The sequence below is a fragment of the Clostridium sp. SHJSY1 genome, from assembly GCF_031626875.1.
In the GTDB taxonomy this organism is placed as follows: Bacteria; Bacillota; Clostridia; order Clostridiales; family Clostridiaceae; genus Clostridium.
In genome coordinates this window covers 1-18,775 of record NZ_JANDMF010000050.1, presented here as the reverse complement: position 1 = coordinate 18,775, position 18,775 = coordinate 1, and the positions used below count along the sequence as shown (strand labels likewise).

Below are 18,775 nucleotides of genomic sequence, written 5' to 3'. Positions count from 1 at the left end.
GCAATAGAACTAGTTATCCCACTAATTCTATTACACCTGCTCTTTTTTCTATATATATTTGATGCCATATACAAAAAATAAATATGGTCCAAATTTTCCTTGAATTATCTCTTTTATTATTTTGATGGTCATGTAATAACTTTAATGCATATTCCTTATTTATATACTCACTAACTTTTGATTCTTCTATTGTTTCTTTGACAACCTCTCCTAAATTTCCCTTTAACCATACTCTAATTGGAGTTGGAAATCCAAGCTTTTTTCTATTTACTACATGTTTTGGAACAATTCCTTCAAAAGCTTGTCTTAATAATAACTTTGTATTCTTTTTAGATGCTTTTTTATTTAAAGGAATCTTTTCAGCAACTTTTAATACTTCACTATCTAAAAACGGCGCTCTTAGTTCTATTGAATTTGCCATGGACATTTTATCACCTTTTGATAAAATATCTCCTTCTAGCCAAGTATTAATATCTATATTTTGCATTGTAGTTACATAATCATAACCTCTCTTCTTTCCTTCATCAAAAATGTCCTTTATAGTATTTTTAAATTTGTATTCACTATTATAATTGATTAGAATTTTCTTACTTTCTTTATCTTCAAATATTTTAGCATTTCCAATATACCTATCTTCAAGTGGAGTAGTCGCTCTAATCAAATAATTTTTCCCCTTCATATTAGGCATTTTTTTTGCAATATGGTTAATAATTTTTTTTATTGTTTTTGGAAGTATAATAATAGGTTTTAAATAAAAGTATTCTTTATAGACATTATATCCTCCAAATAATTCATCTGAACCTTCTCCTGATAATACTACTTTTACATGCTTACTTGCTTCTTTTGTAAGATGATATAACCCTATAGCTGAAGGATCTGCAACTGGATCATCAAACTTGTAAACTACATCTCTAATTGATTTTATATAATCATCTTCTGATACTTTGATATGTATATTTTCTATATTTAAGATTTCACTAGTCCTTTTGGCAACTTCTATTTCATCATAACCTTTAACATCAAATCCTACTGTAAAAGATTTTATTTTCTTATTAACATTCTTAGCTAAAGATGCTATTATGGATGAATCTACTCCCCCTGATAAAAAGGTTCCTACTTCTACATCTGAAACTAAATGTGAACGAACAGACTCTGCTATAACCCTATAAACCTCTTCTTTATCTATGTCTTTTTTCTGATTAAACTTAATATCATTGTACTTCTTAAAAACAAGTTTATTATTCTCTATTTTAAAATAATGAGCTGGAGGAATCTTTTTAATTCCCTCAATCATAGTTCTATCCCCAGGAACATATTGAAATGATAAATATTCTTGTAAACTCTTTTTATCAACTTTTAGATTTTCAACAAATGGAACTAGAGCTTTATATTCTGATGAAAATGCTATCATGTCATCATTATCTATATAATATAATGGTTTTATTCCAAATTGATCTCTAGCCCCAAACACTTCATTTGTATATTTATTATATATAACAAATGAAAACATTCCCCTTAAATCATATATAGATTTTTCTTTTTTCTCAATGTAATTAGTAAGCAATACTTCCGTATCTGAATGTGTATCAAAATCATATCCTTTAAGTTGTAAATACTGTTTTATATTCTTATAATTATAAATTTCTCCATCAAACACAATTTTCCATGATTTTTTTTCAAAAGGTTGGTGACCTTTTTCTAAATCTATAATACTTAATCTTCTAAATCCTAAAATAACTTTTTCATCTTCATAAATCCCCTCATCATTTGGACCTCTATGAGCTATATTATTTAAAGCTTCTCTTATTTTACTATTATTTATTTTAACAGAACTGTTTTTCTTAAAAATTGAAATAAATCCACACACATTATTACCCCTGTTCTTACAATAATATACAATTTAAAATACTTTGATGCCTTTGTTTCAAAACTAGCAATATAAGTATTTATTCTTAGTGGCATTCAATTATAAATTGCCAAAAGTAAAAGTTTAATTTTCCCTCTCATCTCCTTATGTAAATATAGTAGCAAAACTTATTCACAAATTTATAAATAAATGTCACAAATTTGTAAACTTTGTATGAAAATCCTCTTAAAATTAATAAGTGTGTTATAACTACTTACATAGTTCTAACACACTACTCTATTTCCCAAAATAATTTAATTATTCTATTGTTTCTATTTATCAAAACTGACAATAAAGCTATTTATTTTAGTATTATTTTTACTTGAATTGCCATAAGTAAAGGATAATTCTTTTCCTTTACTACTCCAACATATATTTTCTATACCTTTTTTAACTTGAATTTTTCCATCTTTTTCACTCTCATCTAAAGAAGGTCTTTTTATATTTCTATACTCAACTTCATCATTTTCATCTTTTAAACTTGAAGATTTAACTATCTCCTTTATATCACCTGTTTTGATATCTATAACTTTAAGGCATATATCAGTATTCCCATTATTATCAGATTTACTACTGTCTCCAATAGGTTTTATTTCATTGGGATATTCTAAATAAGCTGCTTTAGTTCCATCTGGTGACAATATAAATTCAGAATTTTGTATTCCTTTAGGTAAATCTATATTTCTAATTATCTTTCCAGACTCATCCATAATAATTTCACCAAAAGTTCTATTTAAAAATACACCATCAACTGCTTTCCCATTATCATTAAAGTTATCTATTACAATTGTTTTTCCCTTTTTAGATCCCCCTAAAGAATTTTTGTTTGTATAGATAGCTTTAACTACCTTAGTCTTAATATCTATAGAACATATTTTTGTTTCTGCTCTTCCTCCATTTGTCCCATTGACATCCTGAGTATAATAGAATCTGCCTTCCACATTATCTCCTAAATCCTTTATATCATCTACTCCAGCTATTCTAACAAGCTCTGAATAATCAGAATTATAGTTTCCTTCTATATATACTTTCCCACTTATATCAGCTATTCTCCATTTACCAGAACAATAATTTTCTAATATTTTATTATTACCTACCCATTTAAATTCAGCAAAGCTATTGACCTTTTCTGTCTTTATGTCTGTAATTTCTCCTGTAGATAAATTTAATACCTTAATAGCTTTATGATATAAGTCTCCTGACTCATATGCCTTTTTAGCTTCTTCAGTTTGCGTCCCATTTTCATTTATAAGCTTCGGAATTGCCCTGGGCTCTGAATATAGAACATATTTATTATCTGGTGATACTCCAAGAAATTCATCTATATCAACATTTTTAAAATCTTTAGAATCATTTGTGTTTAAATTATATACACTACAATACCGTACACTTGTTGTTGAATCAGGATTCTTAAAATCACCTTTTTTAGTTAAACTTAAGACATTATTTTCATCAATCCATTGGTTGTTTTCAATATTTTCATATTTATCAATTTGATACCCATTTTCTCCAGTTATGATAGGCGGTGTGTATTCCATCACCATAATCTTTTCATCAGCTTTTGCTGCAGTGTAGTTTATTAAATAAGCCCCTATTAAAACTACAAATGCAAAGCTTAAAATTAAAGCAGCAATTTTTTTTCTATTCATTATATATTTCCTCCTTAGTTTCTAATATAAAGGTAGCAAAAATTGTTCACAAAGTTATAAATAAATGTCACAAACTTGCAAACTTTATATGATATTATTAAAATTAGTAAAATAGCATAATAAAACTGTATATTTTATTATACTTCCTTCTTTAAAATTAAATTATTACACTCCTTTATTTATCAAAACTAATAATATAAGTATTTACTTTATCCTCACTAAATTTTGAAGATCCATAGGTAAATGATAAATCTTTTCCTGTAGCACTCCAGCATATATTATTAATATCTTTTGCAATTGGTACTTTCCTCTCCGTTTCACCACTTTTTGACATTATAGTTTTATACTCAACTTCCTCATTTTCATCTTTTAAAGTTGAAGATTTGACTATTTCTTTTACATTACCTGTTTTAAGATTGATAACCTTAAGAATAGACTCATTCTCATCATAATTTTTTGATTTTATTACATCATTGCCTTCTGTGTATGCTGCTTTACTTCCATCTGGTGATAATATATAATCAGATTGCACTCTTCCTTTGGGTATATCTATATTTCGAACTACACTCCCTGCTTTATCCATAATAACTTCACTATTAACCAGCTCTCCATTAAGGTTACTTTTGCCGATTACAATTGTATTATTCTTTTTTGATGCCACTTGATGAAAATTTTCATTCAAGCAAAGGGTTCTCATTTCTTTTGTTTTAACATCTATATAACACAGTTTTGTTGATATATATTTAAAATTCTTTTCCATTATATCTTGAGTGTAATAGAACTTTCCTTCTACACTATCTCCTAAATCCTTAATATCATCTGTACCAGCAATATTAGGATTCTCATGTTCTTTCCTACTATAATTACCATCTACATATACCCTACCATTTATTCCAATAATTGACCAGTGAGTATAGTAATTAACTAAAATTTTGTTATTTCCTATCCATCTAAATTCAGCACTACAATTAATCTTTTCTGTATTTAAATCTGTAATTTCTCCTGTAAATAAATTTAACAATTTTAAATTTTTATGAAGAAGATCTCCTGATTCATCAGCTTTTTTCCATTTATCACTTCCAACTTCAGGAACTATTTTGGGTTCTGAATATAAAAAATATTTTTTATCTGACGATACTCCTAAAAATTCATCTACATTAGCTTCTCTAAAATCTCTGGACTTTTTTGTATTTAAATTATATATACTACAATATCTCACAATTTTTGTTGAATTAGAATTTTGAACACCTTCTTTTTTAGTTAAAGTCAAAACTTCATTTTCATTAATCCATTCAATATTTTCAATGTTTTCATATTTATCTATTTGATAGCTATTCTCTGCAGTTATGGTAGGTGGAGTGTATTCCATCACCTTAATATTTCTTCCAGTTGTAACTGAAATACCATCCTTTATTAAATAAGTACATATTACAACTACAACAAAAAAACTCAAAACTAATGTTATAATTCTTTTTCTACTCATCTACTTTTCCACTTCTCCTCTATACTATTAAAATAGCATAAATTATTCACAAATTTATAAATAAATGTCACAAACTTGTAAACTTTACATAAAGTAATTAAAACTAAAAAGAATGATGTAATAACACTTAATAGTTTTACTACACCACATCTTATAAAAATAGTAGACTCTATATAGAAAATTTAATTGAAAAAGTAGTTCCTTCATTTAACTTCGAAACAGCCTTAATTGTGCCAGCTTGTTTTTCAACAAGTTTCTTAACTAAAGCTAACCCAAGTCCCACTCCACCTGTTTGACGACTTCTATGGCTCTCAACTCTATAAAAAGGTTCAAAAATTTTATCACAAAATTCCTTGTCTATTCCAATTCCTGTATCAGAAACAGTTATAATAATATCGTTTTCTCTCTTAATGCATCTAATCTCAATATTTCCATTAGGTTTATTATATTTTATCCCATTGTCAATCAAGTTTATTACAATATGTCTCAAACTTTCCTCATCTATACTAGCAACCACATCTTCAACATCACATTTAAAATTAAGATTATTTTTTCTTACTCTACCTCCCATTCTATTGCAAATTTCATCAAAAAATATTTTCAAGTTTATTTCCTTTTTCTGTATTTCAAAATCATATTTTTCTAAAGCTGATAAACTTAGCACTTTATCTACCATAGTTGCTAGTCTATCACATTCCTTTGAAATATTTGCAGTTCCATCATTGATTAATTTAAAATCATCTTTATACATTCCAATTACATCTGCATATGCCTTTATTGTTGTAATTGGAGTTCTAAATTCGTGAGTTACATTACCTATAAATTCTTTTTGTTGTTTGTCCATTTTCTTTAATTTATCAACTGCAATGCTCAAAGAATCTCTTTCTACTTTAAGTTCCTCAATATTCTTTTCAATTGTACTGCTCATAAAGGATAATCCTTTGCTAAGTTCTCCTAATTCATCATTACGCTTTACTAACTTTACATTATTAAAATCACCATTTTTTATATTTTCAACATAACTCTTCATTATATATATATCTTTTGTGATTTTTGAAAAATACACAATGCCTAAAATTATTCCTATTATCAATGCTAATATTCCTATAATTCCAAACAATTTTTTTATATTATTATAAAACAAAACACTTTCTTTAACTGAATATTCAAGTTCTAAAATAGCGACTATATCATCATTATATTTTATTGGAGAATAAAAATATATTACATCATTAATTTTTATAGATGACATTTTGCCATCTATTGCATACTTAATCATTGTATTCTTTTTTTCATTTTCATCTAACTTTCCATCAGTCTTAAATCCTGAAAGAAGTTCTCCTTTTGTATTATAAACACTAGCTGGAATAGTTCTAAGCCAAGGTCTGTTAAACATACTGCCTCTTCCAATCTGCATTTTATCATCTGTTTCACTTGTATCTGAATTAGAATATTCACCATAATACTGCTCAAACATATCCTTTTGTTTTATAAGAATAGCTTCATCTGCTTTATTTTGATAATTTTTAATACCAGTAAGAACAAAAAAACTTAAAAAAGATATAATTATAAGTAAAAGTAAAGCTATAAATAATATAAGTTTAAATTTGATTCCCATTCTCACAATAATTCATCGACTCCCTTATATCCTACTCCATGAACAGTTTGAATTAATCTATTATAAACACATCCTAACTTTCTTCTCATTCTTTGAACATGCGTATCAACAGTTCTTGTAACTCCAATGTAATCCATTCCCCATACTATATCTAAAAGTTGTTCTCGTGAATATACTATATTTGGATTTGAAAGCAACAAATATAGTAAATCAAATTCCATAGCTGTAAACTCTATTTGTCTACCTTTTATAACAACTATCCTTTGCTTTTTATTAATATATAAATCTTCTATGCTAATTAAGTTATTATCTATTCTTTCTTCTGCAATTTTATTAACCCTTCTCAATAATGATTTTACTCTTGCAAGAACTTCCCTTATATCAAAAGGTTTTGTTAAATAATCATCTGCACCAAGTTCTAATCCTAATATTTTATCTATAATATCATTTTTTGCTGTAAGCATTATTATTCCTATATTTCTATCCCCTATTTTTTTACATACATCATAGCCATTAATTACAGGAATCATTAAATCCAATATTATTATTTGCGGTTTAAAGCTATTAATTTTATCAAGAGCTTCTTGTCCATCATATGCTCTTTCTACTAGATAACCTTCCTTTTTTAATGCATAACTTAGTACATCTATAATACTTTTTTCATCATCTACTACTAATACTTTTTCATTCATATTTAGCACCCCCATACTATAATTTTTATTATATCAAAATATGTTCTTAATAACCAAATGTAAGTATTGTAATTCAACATATGGAAAAAAAGTGTTTCATTTTTGTCATAAAAGGAATATACTTATAGTGTTTGAGTATATATAAAATAGTATTCTTATGTTATATAAGGGAGTGACCATATGTTTAATAATAAGCCAAGAGAAGACAAATTTTTCAGAATGTTTTCAGATTCAGCTAAAAACGTAAACGAATCAGCACTAATTTTAAGAGCAAATTTAGACTCATTAGCTAATAAAGAAGAAGATGTAGTTAAAACTGAAAGCTTAGAAGACAAGGGAGATGAATTAGTACGTAGTGTAATTAAAGAATTAAATGAAGCATTTATAACTCCAATTGATAGAGAAGATATATATGAAATTGTCAATGAAATGGATAATATCTTAGATTTAATTAACTCAGCAATGCATAGATTCATAATGTTCAATATAGAAGAATGTACTAAAGGATCTAAAATCGTAGGTTCACTTCTAGTAGACGCTACAAAAGGTCTTGTAGAATTAATGGACGAGCTTAGAATAAAAGGATGCAAATCAAAGCATATAACTGAACAAATCTCAAACATATGTAAAATTGAAAGTGAAGCTGATAAAATAGGAAGATTAACTATTGAAGAATTATTTAAAACTGAAACAGATCCTTTAACAGTTATGAAGTGGAAAGAAATATATCAAATTCTAGAAAACACAATTGATAACTGTGAAAAAGTTGCTACTATTGTAGAGGGAGTTGTTATAAAAAATGCATAACACTATTTTACTAACAATATTTATAGTAATATTCACATTAATGTTTGATTTTATAAATGGTTTTCATGATACAGCTACAGCAGTTGCTACTTCTATTACTACAAAAGCACTTAAACCTAAAAATGCAATAATGTTATGTGCATTTTTTAATTTTGTAGGTGCCTTTACTGGTACAGCAGTTGCCAAAACTGTTGGTGATGATATTGTTAGCAGTAAAGCTGTCCCTCAATGGGTTATCCTATGTGTTTTGGTAGCAGCTATAATTTGGAATCTAATCACATGGTATTTTGGTATTCCAAGTAGTTCTTCCCATGCATTAATAGGGGCACTTGTTGGTGCTGGAATATCCTATACTTCATCATTTGATGTTGTTAATTGGTATAACCTTTTTCACAATGTGGTTTTATGGCTATTTCTTTCACCAATCATCGGTTTTATAATTGGATATATATTAATGATAATTTTAAATTGGATACTAAAACCTTTTAAGATAGGTATAGTAAACAGAATATTTTTAAGACTTCAAATAGTTGCTGCTGCTTTTGTAGCATTAAATCATGGTGGAAATGATGCTCAAAAGTCTATGGGAATTGTAACTATGGCATTACTAAGTGGTGGCTTTATTAGTACTTTTGATGTTCCAGTATGGGTTATGGCTTGCTGTGCTCTCTCAATGGCACTTGGAACTTCTTTAGGCGGAAAAAGAATTATAAAAACCATGGGAAGTGGTGTTGCTAAACTAACTCCAGTAAGTGGATTCGCAGCACAAACAGGAGCTGCTTCTGTAATTTTATCAGCTTCATTATTTCATGCGCCTGTTAGTACAACACATATTATGACAACAACTATAATGGGAGTTGGTTCAACTCGAAGTTTTAGATCTGTAAAATGGGGAGTTGCCAAAAATATAGTTTGGGCTTGGGTTTTGACTATTCCAATAACTGCAAGCATTTCAGCCATTTTAATATTTATAATAAAGCTATTTTTATAATTATACAAATTAAAGATTTTATTTACATAAATTTTGCTTAATAAAGAAACACTAAAGTTATTATTGAACATGAGTTAAATTTAACTTATATTCAATATACTTTAGTGTTTTTTTACTAACCTCATTTAGATAAAAGTTTTTTAATCCTTTTCACTTGTGTTTTTATAATTTGAGGTGAAAATCTTTATTGAACCTTTTAATGAAATTTAAACCACCTAAGAAACACAGTAATTATCAATATTTTCATAGATTTGTTCCTACATTTAAAAATTTATTCAAGATACAAATTTAAATTGTATGTTAAAACTTTGTTAAATATATAAAAAAATCTGTAATTTACAGGAAAGTAGTGGAAAAAACTATTTTCATTTTTTCTTAAATCAGCTATACTTATAGTGTTTGAGTGTAAAATAAGTACTAAATTTATAAAGGAAGTGACCAAATGTTCAATAATAAACCAAAAGAAGACAGATTTTATAGGATGTTTTCAGATTCAGCAAAAAATGTAAATGAAGCAGCAGTAATTTTAAGAGCAAACTTAGACTCCCTAAGTAATAAGGACGCTGATTTAGTTAAGACAGAAGGTTGTGAAGACAAAGGGGACGAGCTAGTACGTAATGTAATTAAAGAATTAAATGAAGCCTTTATAACTCCTATTGATAGAGAAGATATCTATGAAATAGTTACTGAAATGGATAATATCCTAGATTTAATAAATTCAACTATGCATAGATTTATAATGTTTAATATTGAAGAGTGTACTGAAGGTTCAAGAAAAATAGGTGATTTATTAGTAAAAGCTACTGAAGAACTTGTTGTACTTATGGATGAACTTAGAACTAACGGTTATAAATCAAAGAAAATATCAGAACAACTTTTAAATATAATTAAATATGAAAATGAAGCAGATAAAATATTTAGAGTAACAGTTGCAGAGTTATTTAATACTGAAAAAGATCCATTAACAGTTATGAAATGGAAAGAAATATATCAAATTTTAGAAAACATTATTGATAACTGCGAGAGAATAGCAAAAATCGTTGAAGGAGTGGTTATAAAGAATGCATAATGCTGTTTTGATAACAACATTAATAGTAATTTTTACATTAATATTTGACTTTATTAATGGCTTTCACGATACAGCTACAGCAGTTGCTACCACTATAACTACAAAAGCTCTTAATCCTAGACGTGCAATTATTTTATGTGCAATTTTTAATTTTATTGGCGCTTTTACTGGAACTGCAGTTGCAAAAACTGTAGGTAGCGATATTGTTACTGGTCTACCTCAATGGGTTATATTATGTGTTTTGATTTCAGCTATAATCTGGAACTTATTTACATGGTATTTTGGTATTCCAAGTAGTTCATCTCATGCATTAATTGGTGCATTAGTTGGAGGTGGAATAGCTTATTTTTCTTCCTTCGGATCAATTAACTGGCAAAACCTTCTTAGAAGTGTTGTTTTATGGTTATTCCTTTCACCAGTTATTGGTCTTGCTGTAGGATACATATTAATGACAATATTAAACTTTATTTTAAAACCTTTTAAAATAAGTGTAGTAAATAGAATATTTTTAAGACTTCAAGTGTTAGCAGGAGCTTTTATGTCTCTAAATCATGGAGGAAATGATGCGCAAAAATCTATGGGAATAATAACAATGGCATTAATAAGCGGTGGATTTATAAGTAGCACAAGTGCCTTCCATGTTCCACTTTGGGTTATTGCTTCTTGTGCTTTAGCTATGGCACTAGGAACTTCTTTAGGTGGAAAGAAAATAATTAAAACCATGGGAAGTGGTGTTACTAAATTAACTCCAGTAAGTGGTTTTGCATCACAATTAGGAGCTGCTTCAGTAATTTTAACAGCTTCATTATTCCATGCTCCAGTTAGTACAACTCATATAGCAACAACAACTATAATGGGTGTTGGATCTTCAAAAAGTGTAAAATCAGTTAAATGGGGAGTTGCTAAGAGCATCCTTTGGGCTTGGGTATTAACTATCCCAATAACTGCAATTATTTCTGCAATTCTTATTTACATTGTTAAATTATTTATATAATATAAAAGCATTAAAGTACAAAACATTACTTTAATGCTTTTATTTGTTAAATAGCTTTCTTTTCTAACCCTTCTCTATCTACAGTTTCTCCATCAATTAATTTTATAATAGATGTTCTATATCTTGCTGATTCAGCTAAATGAGTTACTTGAATTAATTAAAGGAACTCATAAAAGAGTTCCTTCTCTAAAAAATTATTAAAATTAAATTTTAAATCTATTAATTATCTCATTAAGTTTTTGGGCAAGTTCAGCTTGGCTTTGAGCTGTCATTGCTACTTGTTCTATAGCTTGTGTTGTTTCATTTAGACTTCCTTTTATTTCTTCTGCTTGTTCACTTGATTTTTGGACTTTTTCTGCCATGTTATGTACCACTTCATTAACTTCACCTACTGTAGCTGTAACTTCTTGAGACATAGCAGCCACTTCTTCTGACATTTTACTTGAAAACTCTGAATCATCATAATAGCTTTTTCCAGTATTCTCAAATGCAATGAATTGTTCATATACGTCTTTATTGATGAATTCTAATATATCACTTCCTGTATCTATACTATTTTTAAATACTCCTCTTACCTGATCTATAGTTTCTTGAATATTTTTAACTGATTCTGCGGATTGCTCAGCCAAAGTTCTAACCTCTTCAGCTACCACTGCAAAACCTTTTCCTTGTTCTCCAGCTCTTGCTGCCTCTATGGCTGCATTAAGTGCAAGTAAATTAGTTTGTTCTGATATACTTGCTATTGTATCAGCCATAATTCCAATATTATCCACAATCTTACTTTCTTCAATTACCTTTTCCATTTTATCTTGCTTTTCAGCATATATTTTTCTTACATCTTCTATAGCTTTTTGACTACTATTTCTAACATCAATAGCTCTTTCTTTAGATTTAATTGCATTATCACTTCCTTCAGAGGCTTTATGAGATAATACATTAATACTTGAATCAACTTCTTGCATAGATATACTTACACTTTCAGTTTCTGTATTTGTATCTTGCATATTATTTGTAATTTCTTTTACAGCATTATCTATACTTTCTGACTTTGATGCTAATTCTTGTACTGTTGCTGAAAGTTCTTCTGAAGAAGCACTAATACTTTCAGAATTTTCAATAATAGTTTTAATAAGATTCCTAATATTATTTTGTGCTTTACTTAAAGCTAAGACAGTTTGTCCAAATTCATCCTTCCTTGTATCGTTAAATTCATTAGATAAATCATAATTTGCAAGCTCTTCTCCAAAAGATTTTATTTTTTGAAGAGGTTTACTTATATCATTTGTTAAAATTAGTCCTATACCGATTGCACTTGCAATTGCAACAATACTCAATATAAGCATTATATTACTAGATTTTAAGTATATTAAATTATTATTATCGTTTACATCTTGCGCCTCTTCTAAATTCATTTCAATTAATTTGCTTATATTATCAAACATAGATACTTGAACTTTATCTATATTTTCATATACCTTCTCTGCTTCATTAAATTTTTTTTCATCTAAAAATTTCATAGCCTCTTGTCTTAACGCTCTATATTCATCTAAATTATTCTTTAAATTAGTAAATACTTTTGATTCATCATCACTTGTAAGCAAATCTTCAAATTCAACCATATACTTATCATCTTCTTCTTTATTTACTTGAATCACTTTGTCCAATTCAGCTCTTTTAGAAGAATCTCTAACCAATATAATTGCAAATACACTATTCTTTATCTCTGCTAAATTTTCTTTCATATCAGTTAACAAATAAACACTTCGAAGATTTTCTTTATAAAGAGCTTCTGAATTTTCACCTACGTTTTTAATTGAAATATTTCCTACTGCACCTACAATTAAAATCAACATTGCTACAATTATAAATCCTACAATCAATTTAACTTTTACTTTTATATTCTTTAATAAGTTCATATCCCCACCCCTTAAAAATTACATTTCAGATAATCTTTACATTAGTTAATAATTATTTAATTTATTTCATGTATAACTATCTTATCCTCCTCGAAAGCATTTTAAATCACACTATAATTTTCGAAAAAACTTTTAATTTCTTTAATTTTTTTCTTTTTCTTTGTAGAAATTTGTTATAATCATTTTTACACATATTTTTATATATTCTATAATTATTATGCTATCTTTTATGACTTATCAATTTCCTAATTATATGCAAGTATTTCATTACTAGAAAAAGGTACTAATTCTAAACTATTTTAAGCTATTAGAATTAGTACCCTTTTATTAAACTTAACTTATATTATTTTCTTCTATTGCTATAATATCTTTTTTATATTCTATTGATTTTTGAAAATAGTTTGTCTGGCATACACTCAATAAAATCATTATATATCTTATAATATGTAAAAACTTTCATCATCTTTTTGTATTTTAACTATCTCTGCATCAGTATTACATTCAATAAATGTTATGATATTTTCCATTGTTGAATCAACTTGTGATGTACTACCACATACTCCAGCAATTCCAATTACAATAATTTTATGCATATCTTGCTCATCTACTTCTGCTACTGAAATATTAAATTTATTTTTTAATTTTTGAACTATACTTTTTACTATCATTCTTTTTTCCTTTAAAGAATGTACCCATGATGCTCTTAGTTTGATACGCATAAGCAAAATTTTCATAATAACTCACTTTCTAAGCCATTTAAATTAAATTTTTATGATTCATTTTATAGAAAAAGAATTACATCTACTACATAATTGTAGTAAATATAATTCTAAATATTAAACTTAAGATTTTTTATTGCTTTGTTTATTTCTAATTGATACAAATTCTGAATTTTTATCATTACTATCAATGTAAGAATAATCTCCACTCTCATTTTTTCTTAATCCTAAAGATGCCATTTTCTTTTTAGTATTTTTATATTTTGTACTCATTAAAATCACCTCTTCAAGATTATTTTTTACATACATAATTAATATTATCCTAAAGAATTTGTTTTACATCAATACATCTTTTAGAAAAATCTGAATTTAAAAATTCAAACTTCTTTACTTTAACCTTAATGATATTTAAATTTACAGGCATATTTTTTATTTTGCCTATATCTATATTCTTAATTTTTGCAACTCTAATATATTCATCATTATAATTATTTAAAATTTCTGCTTCACCAGATATCTGTAATCCTTTTAAATTTTTCATTCCTTTATACTCATCAAATATTGATATAGAAACATTAGAGTTTTCCAATATACCTCTAAATTTAATTCCTCCCTCAGTAATAAAATAAAAATTTCCTTTTTCATAAATGTATTCTATAGGTGTCGATCTTACAAATTTTCCAAAGCCTGTTGATAATACACATGTGTTATGCTTATATACATATTTATTAATCTCTTCACTTAATTCTTCTTTATTTAATTGTAAAGTTGGTATATTAAAAATTTCAGAACATTTACTAGCAATAGTACATACTTCTTTTGTATCAACTTTTCCTTTTATCAACTCTATTGCATATATTTTTTTATCCATATTTGAAAATAAACTATCTATGGATTCATACAATTTTTTTTTAGTTATTCCTACTCCTATAATTCCTACTCTTAATTCTAAATTATTTTTCTCTAAATACATTTTAACATTTTGAATATTATTCATTCCATGGATTCCAATAATTAAAATTACATTTTCATAATTATCATCATATTTAGATAGATCTTCTATATCTATAACTTTTGACATGCCTAAGATCAAAGAAAATATTTTTGCTACCTTTTTTGAAGAGTAATAATTATTTTCACAAATTATCAAACTTTTTCTCATATTCAACCAATCCCACCTATAATAATATTTAAAAATATTCCTTTTCTATTCTATGATGAAATTGGTAGAATAATTATAAAAAAATTAACATAATAAGCTTTCTACAAAAATATATAATTTTTGATAAATTACTTCAATATCTTTATTTTTATAATTGTTGTTTAATTAGAATAAACTAGTAAACTCAACTAATACAATATGTAATATAAAAAATATAAATTCAAATATAATTATTACTAAAACACTATATATAGATTCCTTTTTATTATAATCTAGCATTTCTTGTATAGATTTTTTATGATGCTCATCTTTACAAGTTTCAAAATCTTGCTTTAATATTTTTCTTTCTTTTACTTGCAATATTATAAAATACACAAATGCTATAAAAAAAATTATGCCTAACCATAAACCTGGAGTAGGGCTAATTCCAAAAAACTTATCATGATGTCTTCTAAACATCATTGCTCCACCAATCTCTAAAATAAATTCTTTATTCAAAAATAACTTGCTCCTTATTTATTAATTGAAAATAAAAAAATTCAATAAGTATCTAATATCTATTGAATCTTTTTTATGATTCTTTGTATTTGAATTACATTATATGCTTGTCTACAAACATAAGAAATAAGTTTAAATTCGTTCGTTTGAATGCATCCATAAACTTATTAGGAATGTAAAGATTGTTACTACTATTCTCCAAGTAGAGTCATTGTAACTACACGAATATGCGAATTCTCCAGCAAATGCAGCCCATAAAATACTATAAAAAATACTTACAATCCAAAATCCAATTTTAGTGTAAAAAAAGATATGTAGCAGAAGTGAAAATACTACACATATTGCTATACATATAGCTAAATGTATTCCTGTTTCCATTCTCAATAGTGCTATCAAAAGTATTGTAGTTATAATTAATTCAAAAACTACTATTGCGCAACCTGTATCTTCAACGTAAATTTTCACTATTATTACTCCCCTTTTTCTTTCATTTTAACATTTTCCCTCATTATATCACATTTTTCGCAGAATATAGTGCTAATTTAAGCCCTATTGAATTTCTTGCACCCTCAGTAGCAATTACAATTAAATACAGAAAATATACCTTGCTTTATAATTTATATTTTTATTTTTCTATCTATAAATAATATTGGTTTGTAACATTATCATATTTCTCTCTAAAATATCTAAATCTATTATGAACCTGTGTTGATCTACTTTAAGTGTATTTCCAAAGGCATCATATCTATAACTATTTACAACATTGCCATTAATATCTCTTTGATATATTATACTATGGCCTCTTATTATAGAATTCTTTAGATTATCTTCTTCATCTAATTCACTAATTCCATTTATTAGCTCAACTGCTTCATTGGCTGTATTATTTGCTTGTCTTAAATATTCATTAACTTCAGTTAAAGTTCTTGAGGCTATATCACTCATCTTATGAATTGATTCATTATCTATAGAAAAATCTTTCATTACTTAACCTCTTCAGTATTAGCCGTAATCATTTTATGTAATTAACTTATCCATTTGAGATCCAAAGCCTTTATATTCATCTATATCTTTCAATATGAGATATGACAACTTGTTAATTGCTCTATCTTCATCTAATATCTTCTTTTTTATTAAATTTCCCCTTACTTTTTTTCCACCAAATGGACCAAGTTCATCATCATACTTTAGACTTACACCATATATCTATTTCTATTCTGGAAATTAAACTGTTTAATTTAGTATCTCCATCTTATGATAAATTTCTTAACCATAACTAATGATGATTTTTATAATAACTTTTTCATGAAAAAATTAAATAAATAATCAATTATACCTTTTTTCTTTTATTTTTTCTTTTATTTTAGATATATTTCTTTTTAATATTGACTTGTTGCCGTTTTTATTTCATAATTAATATTATATAAAAAGTAAATAACTGAGATAGAGGCGCGAAATTTAAGAGTAATATTATGAAGGTAAGCTCAATGAAGTAATATGAAAGGAACTTTCGCCGAAGTAAATAGTTAATCGCTTTAATGCTATTTACTGGTCTTATTTATAATATACTTAAGACTGTCACAAATTATTTTGTGGAGAGCTATTTTCGATAAGAATATACGTTTTTCTAGTATTATTATATAATAGTATGATATTTTCGTATTTATGTCATGAATATGCTTTCATGGCTTTTTTTATTGTCTAAATTTTTTATGTTATCTTAGTTACTTACTTATGGAAATTTTAAACCATAAGGAGGATATATTAAATGAGTGGAGAAAATCACGAATTAAAAAGAAGCTTAAAAGCAAGACATTTAAATATGATTGCTTTAGGTGGTTCTATCGGTACAGGAATTTTCCTTGCAATGGGAGATACTATAAACCAAGCTGGACCTGGAGGTGCATTAATAGCCTATGGTCTTGTGGGAATAATGGTATACTTTTTGATAACTAGTCTTGGAGAAATGGCAACATTTATGCCTATCTCTGGTTCATTTAGCACTTATGCTACTAAGTTTATTGACCCAGCTCTTGGGTTTGCTCTTGGTTGGAATTATTGGTATAACTGGGCTATAACAATAGCAGCAGAATTAGTTGCTGGTTCATTAATCATGAAATATTGGTTTCCTAACATTCCTGGAGTATATTGGAGCATATTATTTTTAATAATAATTGTAGGTTTAAACCTATTATCATCTAAAGCATATGGTGAATCAGAATATTGGTTTGCTGGAATTAAGGTTATTACAGTAATTGTATTTTTAGTTATTGGGGTTTTAATGATCGTTGGTATAATGGGTGGAAATAATATAGGATTTCATAATTACTTTATATCCGATGGTCCATTTCATGGTGGTATTAATTCTATATTTGCTATTTTCTTAATTGCAGGTTTCTCTTTCCAAGGAACTGAACTTATAGGAATTGCTGCTGGTGAAAGTGAAAATCCAGAAAAAACTATTCCTAGCGCAATAAAATCCATATTCTGGAGAATACTAGTGTTTTATATAGGAACAATTGTTGTATTAGGTGCCATAATTCCATTTACTGAAGCAGGTGTTGATACAAGTCCTTTTACAATGGTATTTGAAAAGGCTGGAATTGCAGGAGCTGCATCCTTAATGAATGCTATTATATTGACTTCTGTATTATCTGCTGGTAATTCTGGTATGTATGCTTCAAGTAGAATGCTTTTCTCAATGGCTAAAGAAGAAATGGCTCCAAAGGTATTTTCTAAAACTAATAAAAGAGGTGTTCCTGTAAATGCCTTGATTTTAACAACTATAATTTCTTCTGCTTGTTTCTTAACTGGTATATATGCTGAAAGTACAGTTTATGTTTGGTTAGTTGCAGCATCTGGTTTAGCTGGATTTATAGCTTGGCTTGGTATAGCTATATGTCACTATAGATTTAGGAAAGCTTATATTCACAAAGGGCATGATTTAAAAGAATTAAAATATAAATCTAAATTTTTCCCTTTTGGTCCTATATTAGCATTAATTATGTGTGTAATTATAATTTTAGGACAAGGCTATTCATGTATAAAGCCTGAAGGAATAGATTGGCAAGGTTTAATTGCATCTTATATAGGAATTCCTTTATTTGTTATATTATATCTTTGGTATAAAGTTAAATATAAAACTAAAGTTATTCCATTAGATAATGTTGATTTAAATATGGATTAACTCATACAAGACCAGCTAAGCAAAGTCAAGTGAAATATTAAAAAATATTTTTATTAAAATTTTGCATAGCAAACAGACCGTTTT

General features: G+C 27.0%; 17 protein-coding genes and 1 riboswitch. Of the genes, 5 read left to right on the top strand and 12 right to left on the bottom strand.

Going from position 1 to position 18,775, the window contains the following annotated elements; genetic code table 11:
- Window positions 1-13: 13 nt before the first annotated feature.
- The 5 genes from asnB to NNC19_RS19090 form a co-directional block, all read right to left on the bottom strand.
- Window positions 14-1,867 carry an asparagine synthase (glutamine-hydrolyzing) gene (asnB, locus tag NNC19_RS19110; protein ID WP_310940289.1) on the bottom strand — a complete coding sequence of 618 codons (1,854 nt, stop codon included), beginning with the start codon at window positions 1,865-1,867 and terminating at the stop codon, window positions 14-16.
- 311 nt (window positions 1,868-2,178) lie between these two features.
- A complete protein-coding gene (locus NNC19_RS19105; protein WP_310940288.1) occupies window positions 2,179-3,555 on the bottom strand; it encodes a hypothetical protein in 1,377 nt (458 codons plus the stop codon).
- A 175-nt stretch (window positions 3,556-3,730) separates the two neighbouring features.
- Entirely contained in the window at window positions 3,731-5,038 is a 1,308-nt protein-coding gene (locus NNC19_RS19100) for a hypothetical protein (RefSeq protein WP_310940287.1), read from the bottom strand.
- Between the two features lie 169 nt (window positions 5,039-5,207).
- Window positions 5,208-6,656 (bottom strand): ATP-binding protein, encoded by a 1,449-nt coding sequence (locus NNC19_RS19095; RefSeq protein ID WP_310940286.1) that lies wholly within the window; start codon window positions 6,654-6,656, stop codon window positions 5,208-5,210.
- Window positions 6,657-6,658: 2 nt separating this feature from the next.
- Window positions 6,659-7,348 (bottom strand): response regulator transcription factor, encoded by a 690-nt coding sequence (locus NNC19_RS19090; protein ID WP_310940285.1) that lies wholly within the window; start codon window positions 7,346-7,348, stop codon window positions 6,659-6,661.
- A gap of 180 nt (window positions 7,349-7,528) precedes the next feature.
- Between NNC19_RS19090 and NNC19_RS19085 the strand changes: the two genes are divergently transcribed.
- The 4 genes from NNC19_RS19085 (at window position 7,529) to NNC19_RS19070 (ending at window position 11,209) form a co-directional block, all read left to right on the top strand.
- Window positions 7,529-8,155 carry a DUF47 family protein gene (locus NNC19_RS19085; protein ID WP_310940284.1) on the top strand — a complete coding sequence of 209 codons (627 nt, stop codon included), beginning with the start codon at window positions 7,529-7,531 and terminating at the stop codon, window positions 8,153-8,155.
- The gene (locus NNC19_RS19080; protein ID WP_310940283.1) at window positions 8,148-9,146 is read left to right on the top strand and encodes an anion permease; all 999 of its coding nucleotides are present in this window, start codon (window positions 8,148-8,150) and stop codon (window positions 9,144-9,146) included. The genes NNC19_RS19085 and NNC19_RS19080 overlap by 8 nt, the downstream gene beginning before the upstream one ends.
- Before the next feature lie 442 nt (window positions 9,147-9,588).
- A complete protein-coding gene (locus NNC19_RS19075) occupies window positions 9,589-10,215 on the top strand; it encodes a DUF47 family protein (protein ID WP_310940282.1) in 627 nt (208 codons plus the stop codon).
- Complete coding sequence (locus tag NNC19_RS19070; protein ID WP_310940281.1) at window positions 10,208-11,209, top strand: inorganic phosphate transporter; 1,002 nt, start codon at window positions 10,208-10,210, stop codon at window positions 11,207-11,209. Before NNC19_RS19075 ends, NNC19_RS19070 begins: the two co-directional genes overlap by 8 nt.
- 203 nt (window positions 11,210-11,412) lie before the next feature.
- Here the strand turns inward: NNC19_RS19070 and NNC19_RS19065 are convergent, their stop codons facing one another.
- The 7 genes from NNC19_RS19065 to NNC19_RS19035 form a co-directional block, all read right to left on the bottom strand.
- The gene (locus NNC19_RS19065) at window positions 11,413-13,125 is read right to left on the bottom strand and encodes a methyl-accepting chemotaxis protein (protein ID WP_310940280.1); all 1,713 of its coding nucleotides are present in this window, start codon (window positions 13,123-13,125) and stop codon (window positions 11,413-11,415) included.
- Window positions 13,126-13,562: 437 nt separating this feature from the next.
- Window positions 13,563-13,859, bottom strand: a complete 297-nt coding sequence (locus tag NNC19_RS19060) for a DUF503 domain-containing protein (protein WP_310940279.1) — start codon at window positions 13,857-13,859, stop codon at window positions 13,563-13,565.
- Between the two features lie 108 nt (window positions 13,860-13,967).
- Window positions 13,968-14,117 carry a hypothetical protein gene (locus NNC19_RS19055; protein WP_310940278.1) on the bottom strand — a complete coding sequence of 50 codons (150 nt, stop codon included), beginning with the start codon at window positions 14,115-14,117 and terminating at the stop codon, window positions 13,968-13,970.
- A gap of 49 nt (window positions 14,118-14,166) precedes the next feature.
- Window positions 14,167-15,006 (bottom strand): pyridoxamine 5'-phosphate oxidase family protein, encoded by an 840-nt coding sequence (locus tag NNC19_RS19050; RefSeq protein WP_310940277.1) that lies wholly within the window; start codon window positions 15,004-15,006, stop codon window positions 14,167-14,169.
- A 165-nt stretch (window positions 15,007-15,171) separates the two neighbouring features.
- Window positions 15,172-15,504, bottom strand: a complete 333-nt coding sequence (locus NNC19_RS19045; RefSeq protein WP_310940276.1) for a hypothetical protein — start codon at window positions 15,502-15,504, stop codon at window positions 15,172-15,174.
- Between the two features lie 132 nt (window positions 15,505-15,636).
- Window positions 15,637-15,969, bottom strand: a complete 333-nt coding sequence (locus tag NNC19_RS19040) for a hypothetical protein (protein ID WP_310940275.1) — start codon at window positions 15,967-15,969, stop codon at window positions 15,637-15,639.
- A 168-nt stretch (window positions 15,970-16,137) separates the two neighbouring features.
- Entirely contained in the window at window positions 16,138-16,488 is a 351-nt protein-coding gene (locus tag NNC19_RS19035; RefSeq protein WP_310940274.1) for a hypothetical protein, read from the bottom strand.
- A 452-nt stretch (window positions 16,489-16,940) separates the two neighbouring features.
- A riboswitch (Lysine riboswitch) is annotated at window positions 16,941-17,115 on the top strand.
- A 157-nt stretch (window positions 17,116-17,272) separates the two neighbouring features.
- Here NNC19_RS19035 and NNC19_RS19030 point away from each other — a divergent pair.
- Entirely contained in the window at window positions 17,273-18,691 is a 1,419-nt protein-coding gene (locus NNC19_RS19030; protein ID WP_310940273.1) for an amino acid permease, read from the top strand.
- The last annotated feature ends 84 nt before the right edge of the window (window positions 18,692-18,775 follow it).